At 49.2% G+C, this 19,596-nt stretch carries 14 protein-coding genes and 3 pseudogenes; 14 read left to right on the top strand and 3 right to left on the bottom strand.

What is annotated here, in order from left to right:
- The first annotated feature begins 94 nt into the window (after positions 1-94).
- The 10 genes from rhgW to SC79_RS17470 all read left to right on the top strand — a co-directional run bounded on the left by rhgW (position 95) and on the right by SC79_RS17470 (position 14,934).
- A complete protein-coding gene (gene rhgW, locus SC79_RS17425; RefSeq protein WP_039076148.1) occupies positions 95-1,939 on the top strand; it encodes a rhamnogalacturonan lyase in 1,845 nt (614 codons plus the stop codon).
- Between the two features lie 46 nt (positions 1,940-1,985).
- On the top strand, positions 1,986-3,824 hold the full coding sequence (gene rhgX / locus SC79_RS17430; RefSeq protein WP_052245625.1) for a rhamnogalacturonan exolyase: 1,839 nt from the start codon (positions 1,986-1,988) through the stop codon (positions 3,822-3,824).
- 136 nt (positions 3,825-3,960) lie between these two features.
- Positions 3,961-4,614 (top strand): rhamnogalacturonan acetylesterase, encoded by a 654-nt coding sequence (locus SC79_RS17435; RefSeq protein ID WP_039076150.1) that lies wholly within the window; start codon positions 3,961-3,963, stop codon positions 4,612-4,614.
- Positions 4,615-4,619: 5 nt separating this feature from the next.
- Positions 4,620-6,614, top strand: a complete 1,995-nt coding sequence (locus SC79_RS17440) for a beta-galactosidase (protein ID WP_039076151.1) — start codon at positions 4,620-4,622, stop codon at positions 6,612-6,614.
- Positions 6,615-6,658: 44 nt separating this feature from the next.
- A complete protein-coding gene (locus SC79_RS17445; protein WP_039076152.1) occupies positions 6,659-9,232 on the top strand; it encodes an exo-rhamnogalacturonan lyase family protein in 2,574 nt (857 codons plus the stop codon).
- A 122-nt stretch (positions 9,233-9,354) separates the two neighbouring features.
- Positions 9,355-10,863 (top strand): extracellular solute-binding protein, encoded by a 1,509-nt coding sequence (locus tag SC79_RS17450; RefSeq protein ID WP_039076274.1) that lies wholly within the window; start codon positions 9,355-9,357, stop codon positions 10,861-10,863.
- 54 nt (positions 10,864-10,917) lie between these two features.
- On the top strand, positions 10,918-11,874 hold the full coding sequence (locus SC79_RS17455) for an ABC transporter permease (protein ID WP_010329159.1): 957 nt from the start codon (positions 10,918-10,920) through the stop codon (positions 11,872-11,874).
- A gap of 13 nt (positions 11,875-11,887) precedes the next feature.
- On the top strand, positions 11,888-12,775 hold the full coding sequence (locus tag SC79_RS17460) for a carbohydrate ABC transporter permease (RefSeq protein ID WP_039076153.1): 888 nt from the start codon (positions 11,888-11,890) through the stop codon (positions 12,773-12,775).
- Between the two features lie 8 nt (positions 12,776-12,783).
- On the top strand, positions 12,784-14,124 hold the full coding sequence (gene lplD / locus SC79_RS17465) for an alpha-galacturonidase LplD (protein ID WP_039076154.1): 1,341 nt from the start codon (positions 12,784-12,786) through the stop codon (positions 14,122-14,124).
- A 114-nt stretch (positions 14,125-14,238) separates the two neighbouring features.
- The gene (locus SC79_RS17470; RefSeq protein WP_039076155.1) at positions 14,239-14,934 is read left to right on the top strand and encodes a DUF421 domain-containing protein; all 696 of its coding nucleotides are present in this window, start codon (positions 14,239-14,241) and stop codon (positions 14,932-14,934) included.
- A gap of 39 nt (positions 14,935-14,973) precedes the next feature.
- Here the strand turns inward: SC79_RS17470 and hmoA are convergent, their stop codons facing one another.
- The 3 genes and pseudogenes from hmoA to SC79_RS17485 form a co-directional block, all read right to left on the bottom strand.
- The gene (hmoA, locus tag SC79_RS17475) at positions 14,974-15,297 is read right to left on the bottom strand and encodes a heme-degrading oxygenase HmoA (protein WP_039076156.1); all 324 of its coding nucleotides are present in this window, start codon (positions 15,295-15,297) and stop codon (positions 14,974-14,976) included.
- A gap of 108 nt (positions 15,298-15,405) precedes the next feature.
- Positions 15,406-15,757: pseudogene (locus tag SC79_RS17480) on the bottom strand (VOC family protein).
- Between the two features lie 93 nt (positions 15,758-15,850).
- Positions 15,851-16,435 (bottom strand): hypothetical protein, encoded by a 585-nt coding sequence (locus SC79_RS17485; RefSeq protein ID WP_039076157.1) that lies wholly within the window; start codon positions 16,433-16,435, stop codon positions 15,851-15,853.
- A gap of 196 nt (positions 16,436-16,631) precedes the next feature.
- On the opposite strand from SC79_RS17485, the gene SC79_RS17490 reads away from it, so the two are divergent.
- From SC79_RS17490 to SC79_RS21445, 4 genes and pseudogenes are all read left to right on the top strand, one after another.
- Positions 16,632-17,504 (top strand): STAS domain-containing protein, encoded by an 873-nt coding sequence (locus tag SC79_RS17490; RefSeq protein ID WP_039076158.1) that lies wholly within the window; start codon positions 16,632-16,634, stop codon positions 17,502-17,504.
- Positions 17,505-17,737: 233 nt separating this feature from the next.
- Entirely contained in the window at positions 17,738-18,382 is a 645-nt protein-coding gene (locus SC79_RS17495) for a Bax inhibitor-1/YccA family protein (protein ID WP_039076159.1), read from the top strand.
- Positions 18,382-19,373 (top strand): annotated as a pseudogene (locus SC79_RS17500) (DMT family transporter). The gene SC79_RS17495 and the pseudogene SC79_RS17500 overlap by 1 nt, the downstream one beginning before the upstream one ends.
- 79 nt (positions 19,374-19,452) lie before the next feature.
- Positions 19,453-19,563 (top strand): annotated as a pseudogene (locus SC79_RS21445) (hypothetical protein); the annotation flags it as partial.
- Between the last annotated feature and the right edge of the window lie 33 nt (positions 19,564-19,596).

The following is a 19,596-nucleotide window of genomic DNA, read 5'->3' on the forward strand; positions in this document are numbered from 1 at the left end:
GCGGATGCAAAAAAGTGAAATTGAAGGCAGCTCATACAGCGCATAAAATCCAATTTAAGTAAGCGCTTACAAATAAATGAGAAGGAGCTGTCTGATGAATACACGAAGGAAACGCATGTTTACCGCTGTTACACTGCTTGTCTTGTTGGTGATGGGAGCCTCTGTATGTCCTGTGAAAGCTGAAGGGGCAGCCCGGCAGATGGAAGCGTTGAACCGGGGGCTTGTGGCGGTCAAGACGGATGGCGGGATTTTTGTCAGCTGGCGGTTTCTTGGCACTGAAAACGCATCTGTTTCGTTCAATGTGTACAGAGACGGACAAAAGCTGAATGCTTCACCTGTCAAAACCACGAATTATGTGGATAAAAACGGATCGGCTGGCTCAACGTATACGGTTCGGGCTGTCGTAAAAGGAACCGAACAGGCGGCTTCTGAAAAAGCCTCCGTATGGGCGCAGCCGTATCATTCGGTCCCGCTGGATAAACCGGCTGGCGGCACGACGCCAAAGGGCGAAGCTTACACGTACAGCGCCAATGACGCCAGTGTAGGCGATGTGGATGGAGATGGGCAATACGAGCTGATCCTGAAATGGGACCCGTCAAATTCAAAGGACAACTCACAGGATGGCTATACGGGTGACGTGCTGATTGACGCGTATAAACTGGACGGAACGAAGCTATGGCGGATCAATCTCGGCAAAAACATCAGAGCGGGAGCGCACTACACCCAGTTTATGGTGTATGACCTTGATGGTGACGGAAAAGCGGAAGTGGCGATGAAAACGGCGGACGGGACAAAAGACGGCACGGGCAAAGTGATTGGTAATGACAACGCTGATTACAGAAATGAACAGGGGCGTGTGCTTGCAGGGCCGGAATACTTGACGGTGTTTCAAGGTGCAACCGGGAAAGAGCTTGTTACAACAAACTTTGAACCGGCCCGCGGCAAAGTGTCGGATTGGGGGGACAGCTACGGCAACCGGGTGGACCGGTTTCTAGCTGGGATTGCCTACCTCGACGGACAGCGGCCGAGCCTGATTATGACGAGAGGGTATTATGCCAAGTCCATGATTGTTGCCTATAACTTCAGAGGCGGTAAGCTTTCAAAGCTATGGACATTTGATTCCTCACAGCCGGGAAATGAAGCGTTTGCCGGACAGGGGAATCACAGCCTGAGCATCGCGGATGTTGACGGAGACGGTAAAGATGAGATCATCTTCGGCTCAATGGCTGTAGACCATGACGGCAAAGGCATGTATTCGACTGGCTTGGGCCACGGGGATGCCCTCCATACCGGGAATCTTGATCCGAGCCGGCCGGGTCTGGAGGTATTCCAGGTACATGAGGATAAAAATGCGAAATACGGCTTATCCTTCCGTGATGCGGCAACCGGTAAAATCCTTTGGGGCGTTCATGCGGGCAAGGATGTAGGCCGGGGCATGGCTGCTGATATCGACCCGCGTTATCCGGGACAGGAAGTGTGGGCAAACGGTTCTCTTTACACAGCGAAAGGGGTCAAAATCGGAAGCAGTGCCCCGTCCTCGACGAACTTCGGCATCTGGTGGGACGGCGATCTGCTGCGGGAACAGCTGGACAGTAACCGAATCGATAAGTGGGATTATCAAAACGGCGTATCGAAAAATATGCTGACTGCATCAGGCGCGGCCGCCAACAACGGCACAAAAGCAACGCCGACGCTTCAGGCTGATCTGCTTGGGGACTGGCGCGAGGAAGTCGTGTGGAGAACGGAGGACAGCAGTGCGCTCCGCATTTACACGACAACCATTCCGACTGAGCATAGGCTGTACACGCTGATGCACGATCCTGTGTACCGGCTTGGCATCGCTTGGCAAAATGTCGCGTACAACCAGCCGCCGCATACAAGCTTCTTTTTAGGTGACGGCATGGCGGAACAGCCAAAACCGAATATGTATATACCTTAACAGAAAGGGGGAAGGAACGGGCTGCGCGCAGCCCGTTCCCACTAAAATGAAACCAAAAAAGAGGCAGATGGAATACTTGACCAGAGGTTTAATTGCGGTCAAGACAGAGCAGGGCGTGTTTGTCAGCTGGCGTTTTCTCGGTACGGATCATGAGACGACGGCTTTTCACCTTTATCGGGATGGAACGCGGATCACCCGCAAGCTGATCGCGGACAGCACCAATTTTCTTGATCAAAACGGAACGGCGGACGCTGTTTACCAGGTGGCGGCTGTCAATAAAGGGCGTGAAGAAAAGCTTTCCAAAGAAGCTCCCGTCTGGCGGGAAAATGTCCTGAAGGTCCCGCTTAACAAACCGGAAGGCGGGGTGACGCCGGACGGAAAGCCGTACACCTACAGCGCCAATGATGCCAGTGTCGGGGATGTGGACGGGGATGGAGAATATGAAATCATCCTGAAGTGGGACCCGTCCAATTCAAAAGACAACGCCCATGACGGATATACCGGGGACGTGCTGATAGATGCCTATAAACTGGACGGCACCTTTTTGTGGCGCATCAATCTCGGCAGAAACATTAGAGCGGGCGCGCATTATACCCAGTTTATGGTCTATGACTTGGACGGTGACGGAAAAGCAGAAATCGCCATGAAAACAGCCGACGGCACAATAGACGGGAAAGGACACATCATTGGCGATGAGCATGCCGATTTTAGGAACGAACAGGGCAGAATCCTATCCGGTCCGGAATATTTAACGGTGTTTAAAGGAGAAACCGGTGAAGCGCTCACGACCGTGGAATATGAACCGCCCCGCGGAAAGCTGGAGGATTGGGGAGATGGCTACGGCAACCGGATGGACCGTTTTCTCGCCGGGATCGCTTATTTGGACGGGGAGCGCCCGAGCCTTGTGATGGCGCGCGGCTACTATACGAGAGCGGTGCTCGTGGCATACGATTTCAGAAACGGAAGGCTCAAAAAACGCTGGATATTTGATTCCAATCAGCCGGGCCATGAAGCGTACGCAGGACAGGGCAACCACAGCTTGAGTGTGGCGGACGTTGACGGAGATGGGAAGGATGAAATCATTTACGGCGCCATGGCGGTTGATCATGACGGCACAGGCTTGTATACAACGGGGCTCGGACACGGAGACGCGATGCATGTAGGGGATTTGGATCCTTCCCGAAAAGGGCTTGAAGTATTTCAGGTTCATGAGGATGCCACCAAGCCGTACGGTCTGTCGCTGCGTGATGCCGGAACCGGCGAGATTTTGTGGGGCGTTCATGCCGGAACTGACGTCGGCAGGGGCATGGCGGCTCATATCGACCCAAACTACAAAGGCTCGCTCGTCTGGGGAATCGACCCGCCGGGCAATGACGGAATGTCATACGGCCTTTTTACCAGTAAAGGAGAGAAAATCAGCGACAAAGCCCCGGCCTCAGCCAATTTCGCCATCTGGTGGGACGGCGACTTGGTCAGGGAATTGCTCGATCATGACTGGGATGGAACGGTCGGCAGGCCAAAGATTGAGAAATGGGATGCTGAAAACCGCTGCCTGAAGCCGATTTTTCAGCCGGAAGGCGTGCTGTCCAACAACGGGACAAAAGGAAACCCTGTTCTTCAGGCCAACCTGTTCGGCGATTGGCGGGAAGAAGTGATATGGAGAAACGAAGACAGCAGCGCGCTTTGCATCTATACAACGACACAACTCACTGGCCACCGCTTGTACACGCTCATGCACGATCCTGTGTACCGGCTCGGCATCGCCTGGCAGAACACCGCCTACAACCAGCCGCCGCACACGGGCTTTTATCTTGGAACGGGAATGAAAAAACCGCCGAAGCCCGCCCTGTACATAGCGGGCAGCAAAGCGGAGGCGCCGCTATAGAGGATACAAATCAAAGGCTGAACAATACGGCAAGATGACGTAGCTAAGAGCAGGAAGACCAAAGATCGGTTTTTTCAAGGAAAAAGCCGTCCAGATTGATGCCAGATGAAATGAAAAAAACGAGGGGGAATGAGAAATGGCAAATCACATTTATCTTGCTGGAGATTCGACGGTTCAAACGTATGGAGACAGCACAAATCAAGGGGGCTGGGGGCAGTTTCTCGGCTCGCATCTGCCGGAGCATATTCAGGTGATCAACAGAGCGATCGGGGGAAGAAGCTCGAAAACGTTTGTGGAAGAAGGCAGGCTTCAGGCGATTCTGGATGTGATTGAGCCGGATGACTGGCTGTTTGTGCAGATGGGCCACAATGACGCGTCGAAAAATAAGCCGGAGCGCTACACCGAGCCCTATACCACCTACAAACAATATTTAAAACAGTATATCGCAGGCGCGCGGGAAAAAGGCGCCCATCCGCTGCTCATCACCCCTGTAGCCCGCTTTCATTACGAGAACGGCGTGTTTTTGAACGACTTTCCTGATTATTGCATTGCCATGAAGCAGACGGCTGCTGAGGAGAATGTCCGGCTCATTGATCTCATGGAGAAAAGTCTCGCTTTCTTTACCGAGAAGGGTGAGGAAAAGGTGTACACCTATTTTATGGTATCGGAAGGAATAAACGATTACACGCATTTTACAAAGAAAGGCGCAAATGAAATGGCGAAACTTGTGGCAAAAGGCATCAAGGAGCTCGGTGTGCCATTGACAGAATCGATCATCAAAGAAGGGTGAAGAATGTGAGGAGAAAACTGTATCACGGCGCTTGCTATTACCCGGAATTATGGGATGAGGAAACGATTCAGCAGGACATTGACAAGATGTCTGAAGTTGGTGTGAATGTAGTGCGGATCGGCGAGTTTGCCTGGTCTGTCATGGAGCCGGAAGAAGGGAAAATTGACGTCGGTTTTTTTAAAGAGATCATCACCCGGCTGTATGACAACGGCATCGACACGATCATGTGCACGCCGACGCCTACACCGCCGATTTGGCTGTCTCACGGCAGGCCGGAGCGCATGCATGTAAATGAAAAAAGAGTGGTCATGGGGCATGGCTCCCGTCAGCATGCTTGTACAAACAACCCGTATTTCCGAAAAAAAGCCGCCATTATTACCACAAGCATCGCCAAGGAGCTTGGCGAGCTCCCGGGACTGATCGGCTGGCAGCTAGACAATGAGTTTAAATGCCATGTCGCAGCATGCATGTGTGAGACGTGCCTGCACTTATGGCATGACTGGCTCAGAAACCGCTATGGCGTGATTGAGCGGTTAAACGAGGCATGGGGAACCGATGTGTGGAGCGAAACGTATCAGGCGTTTGAGCAGGTGCCGCAGCCCGGGCCGGCCCCATTTCTGCATCACGCCTCTCTAAGCACAATGTATCAGCTGTTTTCGATGGAGATGATCGCTTCATTTGCGGATGAACAGGCCAAAATGATCCGCTGCTATTCGGATGCGCCGATCACGCATAACAGCTCTGTCATGTTTAGCGTGGACAACGAGCGGATCTTTCAGAATCTCGATTTTGCCTCCTATGATACGTACGCTTCGCAGGAAAATGCCTCCGCCTTTTTACTGAACTGTGATTTGTGGAGGAATTTGAAACAAGGGCGCCCGTTCTGGATTTTAGAAACGAGTCCGTCGTATGCCGCCTCGCTCGAAAGCTTTGCTTTTCCGCATGCCGATGGGTATTTACAGGCCGAAGCCGTATCTTCCTATGCCTTAGGAAGCGAGGGTTTTTTCTATTGGCTGTGGCGCCAGCAGCGTTCAGGAAGCGAGATTTCACACGGTTCGATTCTCAGTGCCTGGGGTGAGCCGGCCGTGGGCTACCAGAATGTGCTGGCGGTCGAGCGGGCAAGAAAGGAGATCGAATCAATCATTCTATCGACAGAACCTGTTCAAGCCGAGGCGGCGATGACATACTCCGACAGAGCAAAAGCCTTTATTAAAACAGAGCCTCATCGGGGACTCCAGCACCGTTCGCTTGTGACGCATTTTTATGAACGTATTCTCCATACTGGAATTCACCGTGACCTTATTCCGGAAGGCGTTCCGCTGGACGGCTACCGCTTGCTGTTTACGCCATTTGTGCCGTTTCTGTCTTCCGAATTTATCAACAAAGCTTCGGCATTCGCTGAAACGGGAGGCATTTGGATCGCTGGGCCGCTGACAGGAGGGCGCACAAGCGAGCATACGATTCATACCGCTTGCGGCCTTGGTGAGCTTGAGAAAACAGCCGGGATCAAAACGCTGTATACCTTTCCAATGAACGAAGATGTGAATACCGGAAAAGCGTTTGGCATCACGGCGCCGCTCGGGCTGTGGAGCGCGGTGTTTGATACAGAGAGCGGAAATGCTCTTGGCAGGGTTGAGTCAGGGCCGGGATCAGGCCATGCTTTTTTGACAGAACGAAAGCATGGCAAGGGGAAAATCGTTATGCTTGGCTCGCTTCCATCAGCGAAAGAAGGGGATGCGATGCTGGAAGCGCTCGTCAGGCATTACGCGGCTGAAGCGGCCATTTCCGTCCGGTCGGATGTGACACCCGGCACAATCGTTGCCCCGCGCAAAGGCGATCATGGCCTTGTGTGGATCATCGTCAATATGGATGGAAAAGGCGGAAGCGTAACATTGCCGGAAGCGGGAACGGATTTGTTGGCGAACCGTTCGGAAAAAGCGGGGAGGCTGGCGGTCGGGCCGCATGAATACCGTGTGATTCAGTTTGACAATCACAGCTGATTCTTTGCATCGAATCAGCTTTTTTCTATGGAAGGAGAGAACTGATGAAAAAAATCAAATGGTTATCAGAACAGCCAAAGGTGACAAGCGGTGTGACGTGGGGCGTGCCATGGAAAAAAGGAGAATTGAAACAAGCAGACTGTCTGGTGCTTGTGAATGAAAATGCGGAAAATCAATATGTCCAAAGCGAACCGTCCGCCTATTGGCCGGACGGGAGCATCAAGTGGACGAAGCACGCGGCAGTGTTTGGAGAACAGGAGCATCAAAGCTATACAGTGCAAAAAGGCGAAGTCCCGGGGGCAGACAAAACGCTCAGCATCAACGAGTCAAAGCATGACATCCAAGTGGATACAGGAACGCTCGTCTGTACCATTCATAAAACAGGCTCGGATCTCATTCAATCCTTGCAGATCAACGGAAAGCCGATCGCCGCAGGCGGGAGGCTCGTTGCTATAAGAGAAACGAGACGGGAGTCGGCGGCGGAAACGGTTCTTTTTCATGAAGCGTCTGTCAGCCTCATCAAACGTGCGGCGATAGAGAAGCAAGGCCCTGTCAAAGCGGTGGTCAAAATAGAGGGTGTGCATCTCCTTCAAAAAACAAATGAGGAATGGCTGCCGTTTGTGGTCAGATTGACGTTTTACGCCGGGCTTTCTGAGATCGGCATCGTGCATACACAGCTGATCGACAGGAATGGCAAACAAGAATTCGTGAAAGGGCTCGGCATCGCATTTGATCTTTTTTTGGAAGGGGAGCCGTACAACCGCCATTTCCGTTTTGCGGGAGAGAAAGGGATATACAAAGAACCCGCCCAGCTGTTTGGCACACGGAAATTCAATGAATGGTATCCGCTTTATGAAAACCAAATCAATGGCGAAACGCTGTCTCCAAGTGAAGAGCATAAGGAATGGTTCGCTCACGGCACACAGAACGCGGTGTGGAACGATGTCAAGCTCGTTCAGGATTCCAGCGATCATTACAGCCTGTCAAAACGGACCGGAAAAGATTATGCGTGGGTCGGCATGCTGCATGGCAGCCGGGCGAAGGGGCTCTTTTATGCAGGCGGCGAAAACGGCGGCATTGCCCTCGGCCTGCGGTCTTTTTTTGAGAAATATCCGTCATCATTGGAAATCACAGGCCTTGCCGGCGGCCACCCAAAAATGACTGTCTGGCTTTGGCCTCCGAACGGAGAAGCGATGGATTTGCGGCATTATACAGGAAACACCCATGCGGCCAGCGCATATGAAGGCTTTGATGAAATGCGTTCTGATCCGACCGGCATTGCCAACACAAATGAAATCAGCCTATCGTGCTTTTCGCATATGCCATCTGATGATGTCCTTTATACGCTCGCTGACAAATGGCAGGCGCCGCCGCTCATTGTATGCGAGCCGGACGTCTATTACGAATCAAAGGCACTCGGGGTTTGGAGTGTCATTGATACATCCCATCCGCTCAAAAAAGAGCTGGAAGAACAGCTCGACGCCGCCTTTCGATTTTACAAAAAGGAAGTAGAGCAGCGCAGGTGGTACGGGTTTTGGCATTATGGCGATGTCATGCATACGTATGATCCGATTCGGCATATGTGGCGGTATGATCTCGGCGGATACGCATGGCAAAACAATGAGCTCGTTCCGACTTTATGGCTGTGGCAGGCGTTTTTCCGCTCAGGCCGAGAGGACATCTTCCGCATGGCAGAAGCGATGACCCGCCATACGAGCGAAACGGACAGCTTTCACCTTGGGGAATACGCAGGTCTTGGCTCACGGCATAACGTGGTGCACTGGGGATGCGGCTGCAAGGAAGCAAGGGTCAGCATGGCCGGCCTTTATAAATTCTATTATTATCTGACGGGAGATGAGCGGACGGGAGATTTGTTGACAGAAGTGAAGGACGCCGATTACGCCCTCGTCAAAACCGATCCGATGCGCGCTTTTTACGAGAAAGGCAAGCATCCGACCCATGCCAGAACGGGACCTGACTGGGCGGCATTTTGCTCGAATTGGCTGACAGAATGGGAGCGAACCGGGAATCCAGATTATCTACACAAAATCCAAACGGGCATCAGCTGCCTGAAGCGGCTGCCGCTTCGCCTATTATCCGGCCCGACATTTGAATATGATCCGGCGAGCTCGATGCTTCATCACATGGGCGACGGCATAGCAGGCGGATACCATATGATGATCGCCTTTGGCGCGCCGCAAGTATGGATGGAGCTGGCTGAGCTTCTTGATGACCTGGAATGGGAGGAAATGCTGAGTGAATTCGGCGAATTTTACACACTCAGTGATGAAGAAAAACGGAAACGAAGCGGAGGCGCGCTGCATGACGGGCATTTTCATTGGCCGATGTTCGCGGCTGCCATGACAGCCTATGCCGCGAGAAACAAACAGGATCAGAAGCTCGCCGCCAAAGCGTGGAATCTTTTGCTCGATGACAAGCTGAGCCATACACCGCTTCCGATCAAACCAGAGTGCATTGAGACGTGGACGCAGCTGGAGGAGCTCCCGTGGGTGACGACGAACACCGTCTCGCAATGGTGTTTAAACGTCATAGCGGCGCTGGAATTAATCGGAGATGCCCTGCCGGCAAAAAAAGAGACATCCGGCAAAAAAGGATAACAGCTGGAATTTCATAGGAGAATTGGTGCAAAAAATGAAGATTGCAAGAATTTATGTAAGCGCTTTATATTAGGAGGGGCAAAGGGGAATTGCAAAATGAGAAAAAGGGGGACTTACGCATCATGAAAAATAGAATACGAACAAAATGGCTGGCCTTGCCGCTCGCTGCCATGATGATCGCCGGATGCAGCAATTCGGAAACATCCAATTCAGCAAGCGGCTCGAAAGACACGATCAAAATCATGGCGCCGCTCTTATCACCGGAAAGCCCGAGTGAAAAGAGCCCATCACTAAAAGCACTGGAGAAATACACAGGCAAAGAGATTCAGGTCACATGGGTGCCTGATTCATCTTACAACGACAAATTCAATATCGTCATGGCTTCTGGAGAGATGCCTCATGCGATTGTGATAAAAGATAAATCAGCAGGCTTTATCAAGTCTGTCAAAGCAGGGGCGTTTTGGGAGCTGTCTCCTTATTTAAAAGACTATAAGAATGTAAGCCAGGCAGATGAACAGATTTTAAAGAACAGCTCGGTGAATGGAGAGGTATACGGGATCTACAGAACGAGGGACCTGATCAGAGCGTGTATGATCATCAGAACCGACTGGCTTGAAAACGTCGGTTTGGATATGCCGGAAACGCTTGATGATTTCTATGAAGTGCTGAAAGCCTTTAAGGAAAAAGATCCTGACGGAAACGGCAAGGATGATACGTACGGCATGGTCGTGCCGAAATGGATGGGGCTTGGCAACGGAAGCCCGTGGGATGTTCTGCAAATCTGGTTTGGCGCCCCGAACCGCTACGGCGTTGAAAACGGAAAGCTGATTCCTGATTTTACAACGAAGGAATACATGGAGGCGCTCACGTTTTTTAAAAAGCTATATGACGAGGGTTTGATCAATAAGGACTTTGCGGTCATGGATTCAGCGAAATGGAATGATCCGGTTGTGAAAGGAAAAGCGGGTGTCATCGTTGATACCGGCTCCAGAGCGTCTCAAATCCAAAGCGCGATGGAGGAAGCGGATGAGTCGAACAAGGGTGTGATTGATATCGTCGGATCGCTTGAGGGGCCGAATGGCAAGCGCACCTTCCCGACATCCGGTTACTCAGGGATGATCGCGATACCAAAAACAAGCGTCAAAACCGAAAAAGAGCTGAAAGAGGTACTGTCCTTCCTCGATAAGATGAACGATAAAGAAGCGCAGATTCTCACAAACAACGGAGTGGAGGGACGCAATTACGAGCTCAAGGACGGCGTATTCACCTCACTTGAAAAAAACAACAAATCTCTCCTGTATGAGCATGAAGGCTTGGCACAGTTCAGCATGTCGATTCCGAAAAGCGAGTATTACATCGAAGACCAGAAAACAAAGCTCTTCCAGCATCGCAAGGACATCATCACCGAAGGAGAAAAAATAGCCGTCTTTAACCCGGCTGAGTCGCTTGTATCTGATGTCTATACCCAAAAAGGAGCCCAGCTTGACAACATCATTCTCGATGCGAGAACACAATTTATTATCGGAGAAATTGATGAAAAAGGATTCGAGGATGCGGTGGAGCTTTGGAAAAACAGCGGCGGCAATGACCTGATGAAGGACTTAAACAAATTGTATCAATCATCAAAATAAACCGATGCGCCTGCAGTACAGCGGGCGCATCGGTATCACGAAAGGAGAACAGATATGGAAACTGTGCCGAAGAAGGGAGATGCACCTGTTCTCACTGCTGGAAAAGGCATCAGCTGGATGGCTGCGTTCAAACGTGACAAATGGCTTTATCTTCTGCTTATTCCCGGACTGCTTTATTTTTTGATTTTCAAATATTTGCCGATGTGGGGCGTGCTGATCGCATTTAAAGACTATTCGCCATATCTCGGCTTCTGGAAAAGCGAATGGGTCGGCTTTGATTATTTCAAAGACTTTTTTATGAATCCGGATTTTTTCCGGCTGCTGCGCAACACCCTCATGCTGGCGAGTTTGGATCTTTTGTTTGCCTTTCCAGCGCCTCTCATTTTGGCCTTGCTTTTGAATGAGGTAAGGAAAGCTGTGTATAAAAGATGCATCCAAACCTTTATTTACGTGCCTCATTTTGTTTCATGGACAATCGTGGTCAGCATCACCTTTGTTTTCTTTACTGTCGATACAGGTGTGATCAACAAATTGATCATGAGCTTGACAGGTGAGCAGATTTCCTTCTTATCGGACGCGGACTGGTTCCGGCCGATGATTGTGATGCAAAGCATCTGGAAGGAGACGGGCTGGGGAACGATTTTATTTCTGGCCGCGCTCGCGACGGTTGATCAGGAGCAGTATGAAGCGGCCATTATGGACGGAGCGGGCCGATTCAAGAGAATGTGGCATATTACGCTGCCGGCGATCAGAAGCACCATTATCGTTCTGTTAATTTTAAGAATCGGCAGCTTTTTGAATCTTGGCTTTGAACAGGTGTATTTGATGACGAACTCGCTCAACCGCAGCGTGGCTGACATTTTTGACACGTATGTATACATGATGGGGATTACCCAAGGCGCGTACAGCTACAGCACGGCGGTCGGACTGTTTAAATCGGTTGTCGGGATTATCTTGATTTTCGGCGCCAATTATATTGCGAAAAAGTTTGATCAGGAAGGATTGTTTTAGAGGAGGGAGAGGTATGGCTGACATTCACACGATGCACAACACAAAAGCAGGACGGGTGTTTGACGTCTGTAACATTCTGTTTCTCGGCGGTGTCGGTGCGATTACCATTTTGCCGTTTTTGTACATTATCGCCGGTTCCTTTGCGACAGAAGCGGAACTTGCCCGGCGCAGCTTCTTTATTTTTCCAAAAACCTTTACGCTTGACGCTTACAAGTATGTGTTTTCGACACCGACATTCATCCGAAGCATGGGTGTATCTATCTTCATCACAGTGGTCGGAACAGCTGTGCAGCTGTTTTTCACCTTTACGATGGCGTATCCGTTGGCGAAGCGGCATGTGAAGGGGCGGAATCTGCTGTTGAACCTGGTCATTTTCTCTATGCTATTTTCCGGCGGCATGATCCCGACATACCTTGTCGTAAAATCACTTGGCCTTTTGGATACGTATTGGGCATTGATTCTGCCGATGGCGATTAATCCGTTCAACCTGATTATTATCAAAAACTTCTTTCAGCAGCTGCCGCGCGAACTGGAGGAATCGGCAAAAATTGACGGCTGTTCAGAAATCGGCGTTTTCTGGCGGATCGCCCTGCCGCTGTCAAAGCCGGTTATTGCGACCTTTGCGCTATTTTATGCGGTCGGGATTTGGAATGATTTCTTCCACGCTCTCTTATATATCAACGACAGTGCAAAATGGCCGCTGCAAATGGTGCTTCGCCAAGTCACAATTTTATCGGATTTAACAGCGACCAATGGCGATACGATGCAAAATACCGTTCCGCCGGAGCAGGGGATTAAACTCGCGGTCATTGTCATTGCGACGCTGCCGATTTTGGCGGTCTATCCATTCCTGCAAAAACACTTTGCGAAGGGAATGCTGATCGGATCAGTGAAAGGCTGAGAAAGGGAGTGTTTCATATCAGTACGTTAGATCAGATGAAAATCGCCTATATCGGCGGGGGGTCTCAGGGCTGGGCCAGAAGCCTGATGAATGATTTGTCGATTGATGAGCGGTTGTCAGGCACGGTGGCGCTCTATGATCTTGATTTCGAAGCTGCTCAGAAAAATGAAGTGATTGGCAATCACAGCGGAGACGGCAGATGGAGGTATGAAGCGGTTTCTACTATGAAAAAAGCGTTATCGGGCGCGGATATCGTTATCATTTCCATTTTGCCGGGTTCATTGGATGATATGGAAGTTGATGTCCACTTGCCTGAGCGCTGCGGCATTTATCAATCCGTAGGTGATACTGTCGGGCCGGGCGGAATCATCAGGGGCTTGCGGGCTGTTCCGATGTTTGCCGAAATTGCCCGGGCAATAAGAGACTACGCACCTGAATCATGGGTCATCAATTATACAAACCCGATGTCTGTCTGTACAAGAGTGCTGTATAAAGTGTTTCCCGGCATTAAAGCGATTGGCTGCTGCCACGAGGTATTCGGCACGCAAAAGCTGCTGGCGGAAATGGTCAAAGAACGGCTCGGAGCAGAGGTGTTGCGGCGTGAAGATATCCGCGTCAATGTACTTGGCATTAACCATTTCACATGGATTACGGAAGCCTCTTACCGCCATATTGATCTGTTGCCTATATTCCATGAATTCAGCGCGCATTATGGAGAATCAGGATATGAGCTTGAGGGGGAGAGCTGGAGGGACAGCGTCTTTCGTTCGGCGCACCGTGTGGCGTTTGATTTATTTGAAACGTATGGTGCCATCCCCGCTGCGGGTGACAGGCATCTGGCGGAATTTCTTCCCGGCCCTTACCTCAAACAGCCTGAATCATGGAAATTTCATCTCACACCTGTATCATTCAGAAAACAAGACAGAGAGGAAAAACGAAAAGAATCAGAACAATTGATTGTGCAAAAACGGGGCGTTGCCGGGAAGGCATCGGGAGAGGAAGGGGTGAACATCATAGCGGCTCTTCTCGGAGTGGGTGAACTTGTCACGAATGTAAATGTGCCAAATCAAGGCCAAGTTTCCAATCTTCCTTTACATGCGATTGTCGAAACGAACGCCTTGATTACCCGCAATAGTGTCCAGCCGATTTTCTCTGGAGCGCTGCCAAAGAGTGTGGAAATGATTGCGGCGAGGCACGTGTCCAATCAGGAGGCAGTGGCGGAAGCCGGTTTAACAAAGAATCGCACGCTTGCTTTTCAAGCCTTTCTCAATGATCCGCTTGTCACGATTGATCGCAGTGATGCAGAACCGCTTTTTGATGACATGCTGGCGAAGCACCAAACAATGTGAAAAATGTCAGCCGGCGAACGGGCTGATTTTTTGGTCGAAATCAGCAGTTTCGGTTTAGAAAGATGGCACTTGACTATAATGGTAGTAGTTTTTAAGAAGTAGGTGCTATCAACAGTGGGAGATTATGTAAATGTAGCAATAGAACTAGTTTGCGGTCTCGGTATTTTATTTGTCATCTTGAAGTTTCTTGGGAAAACCCAATTCTCTCAACTCACCCCGTTTGACTTTATTTCTGCTTTAATTTTAGGGGAGCTAGTCGGAAATGCCGTCTATGATCATGAAATCAAGATTAAAGAAATTATTTTTGCTTCACTCCTATGGGGCTTTCTTATCTATTTGATTGAATTGATTACACAAAAGCTAAAAGGGTCCAGAAAGTTACTGGAAGGCGAACCGAATATTGTAATTCATAAAGGGAAAGTGAAATACAAGGCGCTGAAGAAAAACAAACTCGATATTAACCAACTGCAAAGCCTTCTGAGGCAGGAAGGCTGTTTTTCGATTCAGGAAGTGGAATATGCGATTCTAGAAACAAACGGAATGATCAGTGTACTCCCGAAAGCCGCTTTTGGTAAACCGACCAGAAAAGATATGAACCTCCCAATAAAGGAAGTGTCATTGCCGATTACGTTAATTCTTGATGGGGAGATTGTGTATGATAATCTGGCGGAAGCGGATGTGGATGAACAATGGCTGAAGCAATCGCTGCAAAAGCAAGGCGTTGAAAAGGTTGAGGATGTCCTATACGCGGAATGGCATGCCGACCAGCCGCTTTATGTCACCACGTATGAAGAAAGCGGTTCGTCATGACCGTAAAAAAGAGCTTGCAGCGCGTGCAAGCTCTTTTCATTATTCATGAGTCCCTTGTTTCACAGCTTTTACATGATACATGCTCACTTCAGTGTTGATCAGATAGTCAGGCTTTGGTTTGCCTTTGTTCGCTTTATGACTCGCGATATGCGCATCGCTTTTTTCCCATTGTTTCCAGTGATCCTCAGATTCCCAGCGAATCATGACAACAACTTCCTCATCACCGCGGCGGACGTTTTTCTCAAGCACTGTTACATCAATCAAACCTTCTTGTTTTTCAATGATTCCTTCAGCACTGAAACGTTCGATTACTTTGTCTGCATGGCCTTCTTTTACCGTCATTTTTCTCAACTGAATAAACATTTGTCCCTCTCCAATCATTCTCATATAAACACAATTGTAAATGAAATTCATTCTCATTGTCAAAGGAAGAGCATGGCGGAATAGAACTGTCGCCGCACAGTTATTCTTTCAATAAAATACATGGCCACCTTCGTCCTTAAATTGAACGAAGGTACCCCACTCCATGTGATTGGGCTCACCAAGAAATTCTACACCGTTTGATTTCTTTTTCTCGTATGTAGCAAAGATGTCTTCACACTCAAACACGTTCGAAGCCTTCATTTGTTCAGAGCCTTTCATCATGGCTTTCGGGAAATCACTAAACGGGTCTGGGCTCCTTGTGGCGCAACCTCCAGCCAGCTTGCCTCAGATCCCATTGGGTGGTCCGCCGCAATATCAAAGCCAACCTTCTCCGCCCAAAATGGCTTCGCTTTTTCTGGTCTTCAACATACACAGCAACAGAGCCTATTTGTTTGATCATAGAGAAACCTCCAAGTGGAAAGATATTTATACTATAATCTGTTTACGGGCGAAGGAATATAAAAAACAGCCGGCAAAACCGGCTGTTTTTTGATTAATACGAGCAGCTTACAACATCTATCAAATTTGTGTCTAAGGCGAAATAAATCCAACGCCGCCGGTAAGAATCCCAATAAAAGCCGCCTACTGATCTTCTGCCAAGGATGATTGGATAGAACCAAAATGAGCTGCCGTTGGTTAGCCAAACATAAGTAAAGCGGAAGAGGCATGGCTGAATGGCAACGGGTTCAACTAAATAAGTGCCTGCTTGAGCGCCCTGCGGCTTTTTCGGTTTCTCGGGTTTTTTGGAAGGAGGGGGTCCCTGCGGCGCACCGCCACCGAAGCCGGGCGCACCGCCGCCAATGCCGGGCACAGCACCACCGCCAATGCCGGGCGCGCCGCCGCCGAAGCCGGGCACACCGCCGCCGAAGCCGGGCACACCGCCGCCGAAGCCGGGCACACCGCCGCCGAAGCCGGGCACACCGCCGCCGAAGCCGGGCACACCGCCGCCAATGCCAGGAACAGTGCCGCCGCCAATTCCGGACCATGGGTAACCATCCGGATTACGGTATTCATATTCAAAAGCAGGCCAAGGCTCATAAAAATGCCCGGCAAACATATAAGGATCGACATAATACATGCAATAACGTCCTTTCTCATTGTAAACTTTACATATGCAGTTTATGCGAGCGGGCATTTATTGGTGCATTTGCCTATGGATGAAACTGGAATGCGCTCGTGAAGCACAATCATTCTATTTTTCTCTAGTCCCATTCACAATTCCGGTGTATCATTTTATAATAAAAGAGCTTCTATTATGAAAAAGGAGACAGACCGTGAATATCGATCAATTATTATATCAATATATTATAGACAACACTGCGGATATTACCGAGAAATGGTTCAGTTTGCGATGTCAGCTGAAAGGCGAGCTATATTCCGCCGACGATTTAAGTGCAGAAACGAAAAAGCTCCTAACTGAGCAGCATACGTTTACCAATATCACAATCGCAAGCGCGTTTCTGGACGATCAAAACGAGTTTCACGAAAATATGGCAAAATGGGCGCAAACCGTTGCGAAAAACAGAGTAGAGCAAGATGTTCAGGTGCATGAGGTCGTAGAAGCTATTTCAAACTCAAGAATCGCATTCTGGGGCGCAGTCGCTGCGTTTATCAAAGAGAATCGAGATATCGTCACAGATGAGGATGCCGACCGATGGAACCGCATTGTGAATCAGTCGTTTGACAAGCTGATTATTGAATTTTCTGAGCAGTACCAAAAATTTATGCTGATGAGGCTCACGTCTCAGCAGGAACTGATTTCTGAGCTGGGCTGCCCGGTGATTTCCGTGGCGGATGGAATCGGGATATTGCCGATAATCGGCTCCATTGATACAAAGCGGGCACAGGTCATTTTAGAAACAGTGCCGGTCCGCTGTATCGAGAGAAAAATCACAAGCCTTGTCGTTGATCTTTCAGGTGTTCCGATCGTGGATACCATGGTGGCGCAGCAGCTGTACAATCTGTCAAAAACACTTTTCTTACTAGGGGTTAAAGCTGTATTTTCAGGGATTCGACCGGATGTGGCCCAGACATCCATTCAATTGGGGCTTGATTTCAGTGAATATGAAACGTACGGAACGCTGAAGCAGGCGTTAGAAAACATGGGCGTCCGCTGTATTGTGGATGAATTGGAAGAAAACAAATAGGAAGTATGTCAGGCATATGATTGTCCGTTAACGGATGATTATATGCCTTTTGGCTTTCCCGGCTTTTACAAAAAGGGGATAAATAGAAAATCATCATTTGCGCTGAAAAGGAAAGAAGGAAGTCTTGGCGTAATGGTGTTTGGTTTCTTTAAATTTTCCTTAAAACACATACATATTTCATCCATTTTTTATATAATAGACCTTTAAGATCATTTTTTAGGAGGATTTTTGACATGCAAGCTACGGTTCACGAGAGTAAGCAATCGATCATGCAGCGCATTTTGACAGTCTTTGTTTTCACACTGCTGATCGCGACTGTCGGTCTTTTTATCGGCCAATTTGTTCCTGCCGCTTTGATGCTGCCGCTTTCTATTCTTGAAGTGGGAATGATTATTCTGGCTTTCTGGATGCGCAGGAGAAAAGCGGTGGGGTATGCGTTTGTATATACATTCGCGTTTATTTCCGGCATTACCTTATTTCCGATTGTCAGCCACTACGCTTCCATCGCTGGCGCCTATGTTGTGCTTGAAGCCTTTGGTTCTACATTTGTCATTTTTGCTGTTCTAGGCACAATTGGCGCGAAAATGAAAAAGGATTTATCCTTCCTGTCGTCATTTCTGCTGGTTGCAGTGCTCGCACTTGTTGCGGTTGGCATCTTCAACATTTTCAGTCCGTTAAACTCAGCGGCGATGATGGCGTATTCCGTGATCGGAACCATCGTCTTTTCCCTTTACATTTTGTATGATCTAAACCAAATCAAACATCGCCATATTACCGAAGACTTAATTCCTGTTATGGCATTATCGCTGTACCTCGACTTTATCAATCTATTCATCAACCTGCTTCGTTTCTTCGGGATTTTGAGCAGTGATGATTAATCAGAGAGCGCCTTTCATTGGATAGGCGCTTTTTGTCATACATAAAAAGGCAGGTGATGTTGTGATGAAAAAACAAATGGGCGCTTATGTCTCCTTGGCAGCAGCCATGGCAATCGTCGGCAGCTCTGTCGTCATCGGCAAGCTCATGGTCGAGCGCATTCCGGTCTTTCTATCCTCGGGACTGCGTTTTTTGCTGGCTGCTATTGTATTGCTGACGCTGCTGTTTTGCATTGAAAAAGGGTTCCCGGCTTTGACGAAAAAAGATGTGCTTGTCTTGCTGGTGCAGTCTTTCACAGGCGTGTTTTTGTTCAGTATTTGCCTGCTGTATGGGGTTCAATATACGACTGGAACGGAAAGCGGCATTTTGACAAGCACAACACCGATGGTAATCGGGATATTATCCTTTTTCCTGCTGAGAGAAAAAATAGAGAAAAAGACGTTGATCGGCATATTGCTTGCTGTTTGCGGCGTGATGGCGATTAATCTGTTTGGAACAGGGAGCCAAGACGGGACGCCGCACGCCTTATTCGGGAACATGCTGATCATTGCTGCAGTCATTGGCGAAGCGTTGTTTACATTGCTGGCCAAGCTGCTGTCTCCGCATATTTCGGCATTGGCGATTTCAACCTTCGTATCGCTCTTCGGTTTTCTGTTTTTTCTCCCGTTTGCTTTGGTTGAGGCCTCTTCATTTGATTTCAGCGTGCCGACAGTTTTGGATTGGTCGTATGTGCTGTATTACGCGCTTTTTGTCACCGTTTTGGCGTTTTACTTATGGTATAGCGGGGTGACGAAGGTGCCGGCGGGGGTGTCTGGCATTTTCACATCCGTTCTTCCGGTCTCCGCTGTTATGTTGTCAGGTGTGATATTAAAGGAGCCGTTTGAACTTGTGCATTTGATCGGTATTACATGTGTCATCAGCGGCATATTTGTTACAGTTATAAAGAAAAAACAGCCGGATACGTATCCGGCTGCAGAAGAAAAGACGCTGTAGCCTGTTCTGGCCGGGCGGGTTTTTTAGCTTTAAACACGCTTAGCTTTTCAAAAAGATCACCAAGCATCTTCACGAACTTCTCAGAGTCCGGAACCTCTCCTCAGAAATCGTCCGCCGCGGGCTGAAAGGAGAGCCGGGAGCGGAAGAGCTGATCGGGGAGCGCTATGCGGTGTTGAGGGAAGGATATTAAATAGGAAAAGTCCAGATTTAAATTCTGGACTTT

Origin of the sequence: Bacillus sp. MSP13 (genome assembly GCF_000815295.1) — a bacterium.
Classification (GTDB): Bacteria; Bacillota; Bacilli; order Bacillales; family Bacillaceae; genus Bacillus; species Bacillus vallismortis.